This is a genomic window from Streptomyces colwelliae (genome assembly GCF_048158785.1).
Lineage (GTDB): Bacteria > Actinomycetota > Actinomycetes > Streptomycetales > Streptomycetaceae > Streptomyces.
Map to the genome: position 1 here is coordinate 1 of NZ_JBLTJC010000611.1, position 3,999 is coordinate 3,999.

At 70.2% G+C, this 3,999-nt stretch carries 3 protein-coding genes and 1 pseudogene; 2 read left to right on the forward strand and 2 right to left on the reverse strand.

Annotation, left to right across the window (positions count from 1 at the left end):
- Positions 1-188: 188 nt before the first annotated feature.
- Together ACNFOC_RS51910 and ACNFOC_RS51915 are read right to left on the reverse strand one after the other, a co-directional pair.
- Positions 189-272, reverse strand: a pseudogene (locus ACNFOC_RS51910) (helix-turn-helix domain-containing protein); the annotation flags it as partial.
- Positions 269-1,033, reverse strand: coding sequence for a peptidoglycan-binding protein (locus ACNFOC_RS51915; protein ID WP_416965949.1), 765 nt, complete (start codon positions 1,031-1,033; stop codon positions 269-271). The gene ACNFOC_RS51915 and the pseudogene ACNFOC_RS51910, both read right to left, overlap by 4 nt.
- Positions 1,034-1,329: 296 nt before the next feature.
- Here ACNFOC_RS51915 and ACNFOC_RS51920 point away from each other — a divergent pair, with 296 nt between their 5' ends.
- Both ACNFOC_RS51920 and ACNFOC_RS51925 read left to right on the forward strand, forming a co-directional pair.
- A complete protein-coding gene (locus ACNFOC_RS51920; RefSeq protein WP_416965950.1) occupies positions 1,330-1,767 on the forward strand; it encodes a peptidoglycan-binding domain-containing protein in 438 nt (145 codons plus the stop codon).
- 167 nt (positions 1,768-1,934) lie between these two features.
- Positions 1,935-3,854 carry a P-loop ATPase, Sll1717 family gene (locus tag ACNFOC_RS51925; protein WP_416965951.1) on the forward strand — a complete coding sequence of 640 codons (1,920 nt, stop codon included), beginning with the start codon at positions 1,935-1,937 and terminating at the stop codon, positions 3,852-3,854.
- The last annotated feature ends 145 nt before the right edge of the window (positions 3,855-3,999 follow it).

Consider the following 3,999-nt stretch of genomic DNA (forward strand, 5'->3'; position numbering starts at 1 on the left):
TGTGTATAAGAGACAGGGGATGATCGGCTCGCTCGCCCGCGTCTCGGTGAACACGAACAGCAGCGCCAGCACGAACGTGCCGCCCACCATCGCGTACGTCTGCCACGACAGCCACTCGTCGTTCCGGTCAGGGCGTTCATGGGCGCCGTCCGCTTGCCGTTGAGGTACCGCTCCCAGGACGACTTGCTGTACGGCGTCTTCGCGGCGAGGCCCGCCAGGCTCAGGCCGGTGGCGGTTCGCAACTCCCGTAGTGCGGCGGTCAGTTGGTTCATCCCCGGAGGGCCTTCCAGGTGTGCGGGCCGACCATGCCGTCCACGACGAGACCGGACCGCTTCTGGAAGGCCTTGACCGCGTGCTCCGTCAGCGGGCCGAAGATCCCGTCGATGCCGCCCGGCGAGATCCCCGCCCTGCGCAGCAGACACTGCGCCTCGGCGACATCGGGCCCGGTGTTGCCCACGGCCAGATTCTCCTGCTGGGTACGGCTGTTGCCCGCGTACCAGCGGCCGCCGGTCCGCTGTATCCGGCAGGTGTACGGCGACGCGTCCGCCGGCGTCGGCGCCGCGAGCGGGGCCGCCGAGCGCGTCGTCGTAGCCGTAGGGCCGCCGCTGTTGGCGTCCATGAGGCGGACCGTCACCAGTACCGCCGACGACACCGCCAGGACGAGGGTCACCGAGCCCGCCACCAGCGCGATGCGCAGGGCGCGGCGGGACCCGGGGGCCGGCTCCGGTGACGGTAAGTGGCCTGCCACCGGGGGCCGTTCGGGCGTGGGCGGCCAGCCCTCCGCCGCCACCTCCCGTAGCGCCAGCAGGCGGGTCGGCTCCTCGCCGCAGACCCGGGCCAAGGCCTCCAGCGCCTCCGCGGGCGGCAGTGAACGGGCGCCCAGATAGCGCTCCCAGGACTTCGCGCTGTACCCCGTCCTCGCCGCCAACTGCCGGATGCTCAGGCCGCTGTGGTCCTTCAGCCGGCGCAGGCGCACCACCAACTGCCGTACCCGCGGATCCAGTTCCGCGGGCAGCACTTTCCAACGCGACATGTGTTCCCCCCACTTCGCGTTCAGGGACCGTGGTCAGCGGTCCCAGGCGCGTCGCATTCTGCATCACTGACACCGCATCGCACGGCTATCCGGTTCCGGGATGTGAAGGGAATCGGCCACCGTCCGCCACGGGCTGCCCGGCGTCCCGTCCCGCCGTCCCCGCTGTCGGTGTCCCCGCAGGTCAGGGGTGGTGGCGTCCCGTCCGGACGTCACTTGCGCGCCGAATGTGGCGAGGGGTCGCGAGTGAGCCGCAGTCTCGTTCCAGCACGACGACCGACTACCCGAAAGAGGAACGCATGCGACCGAATGTCGTGGCCAGGACCCTTGTCAGCCTCACCGCCGCCGCCGGTATCGCGGTCGGGGGCGTCGCGTTCGCCGCCCCCAGCTTCGCCGCGCCGGCCGCCTCCGTACAGGCGTCCGACGTCTCGATCCAGGCGGTGCAGAACTTCGGCCTCTCCACCGCCGAGGCCAAGAAGGTGCAGAACTGGCTGCACACGTACTGGGGTTACACCGACACCATCGACGGACAGCTCGGCCCGAACAGCTGGAAGGCGTTCCAGCGCAACCTCAAGGCCTACTGGGGTTACACCGGCGCCATCGACGGCGACCCCGGCGTCAACACCATCAAGGCGCTCCAGCGGCTCCTGCAGAACTGGGGCTACACCGGCGCGATCGACGGCGACGCCGGCTCCGGCACCAAGGCCGCGTTCAAGAACTTCGCCAACGGCATCTGAGTCAACGGCATCTGAGTCAACAGCGTCTGAGTCAACAGCGTCTGGAAACACCGGCTTTGACCACCGCGGGCTGTCCCTCACGGGGGAGGGACAGCCCGCGGTTCGGCGTTCTCGTCGACTCGGCGTTCTCGCTAACGTGGGGGTGTCGACGACCGAGGGGGACGGGGATGGCGGACGGGCCACTGCTCGCACAGCTGCATTTCGGGCGCGAGGACGCCGAACGGGACGTGCAGGACGGCCTGTTGCTGCGCGGCGGGTTCCTGCCCAACGCCGCGTACCGGGGCGCGCTCAGCGGGCGCAAGATGCTGATCATCGGGCGCAAGGGCTCCGGCAAGAGCGCCATCTGCATGCAGCTCAAGGCGGACGGCACCGGCCACTACGCCGGGATCGAGTTGATCCCCCCGGACGAGACCGCGGGCGAGGAGATCCGGCGCTTCGAGTTGCAGGGGCTGCCCGGGGACTCGGCGAAGGCACTGATCTGGCGGTATCTCTTCGCCGTGTACGCGGCCCGGCACCTGGTGTCCCACGCGAAGGACGTGCACGGGTACCGGCCCGACTCGGTGAAGGCGCTGGCCCGCTTCCTGAAGCAGAACGGCGAATCGGCGGACGGACGGTTCGGGGACCGGCTCGCGCAGGCCGCCCGGGGGTTGCAGACCTCGCTGTCGCTGGAGGCGTTCGGGTTCAAGGCGGGACTGGATCTCGCGCAGTCGCCGTTGTCCGAAGGGGCGCAGGCCACCCGCCAGTTGGACGTCGTCGAGCAGGGCGTGGCGCAGGCCTTCGCCGACCTGGACTGCGGCGCGGAGCACGGACCGCTGCTGCTCATGGTCGACCAGCTGGAACTGGTGTGGTCGGCCGAGACGGACAGCAACTCCATGGTGATCGGGCTGCTGTTGGCCGCGAAGCACGCCGTGAGTCTCTACGGCGCCGCGGTGCGGGTCCTGCTGTTCCTGCGCGCCGACATCTACGACTCGCTGCACTTCGGCGAGGGCGACAAGTTCCGCGGCGACGAACTGCGCATCACCTGGACCGAACAGGCCCTGCGGGACCTGGCGTTGGCGCGGGCGCGGGCGTCGGCCGGGGCGGAGCTGACGGCCGAGACGCTGTGGGGCGACCTGTTCCCGGCGGAGGTCGAGGGCGAGGAGACCGCCACCTACCTCTTCCGGCGCTGCCTGCCACGCCCCCGGGACGCGATCCAGTTCCTCAACCTCTGCCAGGAGACCGCCTCGTTGATCCACGGCCGGGACCGGATCACGGAGGCGGACGTCGTACAGGCCGGACGGCAGTTCTCCGACTGGAAGTTGAAGGACCTGGCGCTGGAGTACCTGGTCGCGCACCCTTTTCTGAAGCACCTCTTCCCGCTCTTCCAGAACACCGGGTACGTCGTGACCCGGGCCGTTCTCGGTTCCCGTTTCGACGCGGCGGCCGAGTCGCTCCACCGCCTTTTCCCCGCGTACGCCGACGCGTTGACGGTCTCCGGTGTCGTCGACGTCCTCTACGCGGTGGGCTTTCTCGGGGTGCGGCGCGGCAACGACGTGGTGTTCGCCGGGGGTGACGACCTGCCCGCGCAGTTCCACGAGACGGAGTTCCACGTCCACCCGTGCTTCCGGGCGGCGCTCGGGGCCAACAGCGCGGTCGTCCTGCGGCACTTCGAGATCGGCGCGGCGGCCGGCCGGGTGATCCAGGGCGGCTTCCCGGGTTCCTTCGACACGAGTTTCGGGTCGGCGCCCACCCGTGACCACCGGCTGGTGCAGGAACTCCGGCGCTCCTGCCACTCGATCCTCGCCCAGACCAGCAGGGCGGTGAGCCTGGCGCAGGGCGCCCAGGACGAGATCGCCCAGCACATCAACCGGGTCCTCGACGAGGTCAACGTCCTGTCGCCGGGCGCCGCTTCGGCCTACGACCTGGAGGACCGGGTCCTCACCACCGCCCACTACTTCGACACGCTCGCCGCGCAACTCCTCGCCGGCGGACTGGACGACACCACCGGTGCGGGGGATGTCGTACGCCGTGTGCAGGAGGAAGCGAGGCGGCTGCGGCGCCAGGCGGGCGGCTCGTACGGCAGCTCGGGCAACTCGTCGGGGCCCTGACCCCGAACGCGCCATACTCGTAACGGAGTTCAGGGCCAGACCGTCGTGCGGCGGTGGCGTTCCGCCGAGGACGATGGGCTTCAACTCATCGCCCTGGCAGGTGAGTTCGCGCGCCGGCCGCTGACACGCGGGACCTCTGCTGATC